Genomic DNA, 1,429 nt, shown 5'->3' on the forward strand with positions numbered 1-1,429 from the left:
AGAGGAAAAGGAGCAGGAACAACACATGATATATGTTGCACTAACTCGGTGTTTAGCTCGTGCAAAAGGTGGGATTTTGTGGTTGATTTTGGAAGAGAAACAGGATAAATTTAGTTATCCCAAATGGCTACCTTCTGACTATCGTAAATTATGGGGAGAAACTGAAAACAATGATGAAGAAATAGATGTAGATATTATTTTTTAAATGGTTTAAATATTCCGAACAATACTAAACATTTCAGGCAAACTTTTTAGCGCAGCGACCCAACCGACACCGCACTAACTTGTTTTTGTATTTTTGCAAAAATGTTTTCTTGCGGTCGTGTTGGGTAAAAAGTTTAGCTGGCGGCCTGAAATGTGTTCGCCGACTATACTATTTCAAAGGGTAAAAAGAGTAGAATGCTGAAATTTTTATCTAAAAAAGCTTCCTTAATAATTAATAATTACTGAGATATCTATTATGATTTTAGCGAGGGGATATTGTGTGGGGTTTCAAAGTAAATATTACTCCTCCATTAATCATTAATAATTAATTATTAATTGTTTAATACTCACATTTTTTTTACAATGATTCTCCATTGAAATGAACTAAGCGCAATTGGAAATTTTAGTTGTAAAAGATTTACAACACTCACACGAAAAAGCCTATATGGCTACTAACTATTTCCCTCACAATAGATTCTTGCAGCTAAAGTTGAATCTATCACAAAAGGATTTTCATTACCCTGATATTTAGCAATAAAATGAGAGCGAGTTATCTCTAAATCATCAACAGGGTCAGCAATATTCCACTGACAAAGTATTTCTTTTTGCTGTGGAAAAAAGTTAGAGTCTTTTGCATTAGCTTGCTTTCTATATACCGTGTAGAAATAGAACATAGCACGAGCTACATCACCCTTTTTATTTTCTCTGGGTTCAAATTCACTTCCTGTTAATGATTCACTATAATTATCAATTTCTGTAATGGGTTGTTCTAGTAAAATTTGATTATTTATCAACCATTTATCTGTTAATGAATCATTAATTTCTGCGAAAGGATTATGGCTCCGTTCATTATTGACCCGTTTATAAGCAGGAAAAAGACTATGCAAATCACTTTTACCCGCACCTATAGCTCCCTTACTTTGAGGATAAATATGCTCGGCATTAATATCATTTTGATATGCTATTTGTCTGGGATTAGATGAATTGGGGTCTAAATCAATACTATAGCCAGTGTATATACCCTGAACTACACCATCATGGTTATCAATTTTTGTATACATGATATCTCTAGCCATCTTATAACTAAAAGTTTTTTTTGGAGCATATTCTTTGGCTACTTTTTTCAATAGTTCTATACCATTAAGCTCTGGCATAATTGATTCTAGTTGACTACTTTCTAAGTTAAAAGCTATTCCATTAGACGAAAAGTTGACTAGAAAAAAGC

Annotated in this window: 2 protein-coding genes; one reads left to right on the forward strand and one right to left on the reverse strand. The window is 32.8% G+C overall.

Annotated features, from left to right (window positions below):
• On the forward strand, positions 1–205 hold a 205-nt coding region (locus tag F6K15_RS37910; protein ID WP_293071255.1), incomplete at its 5' end, for a hypothetical protein.
• A 451-nt stretch (positions 206–656) separates the two neighbouring features.
• Here F6K15_RS37910 and F6K15_RS37915 read toward each other — a convergent pair.
• The coding region (locus tag F6K15_RS37915) for an endonuclease I family protein (RefSeq protein ID WP_293071257.1) at positions 657–1,429 on the reverse strand (773 nt) is incomplete at its 5' end.

Origin of the sequence: Okeania sp. SIO2B3 (assembly GCF_010672525.1) — a bacterium.
Classification (GTDB): domain Bacteria; phylum Cyanobacteriota; class Cyanobacteriia; order Cyanobacteriales; family Microcoleaceae; genus Okeania.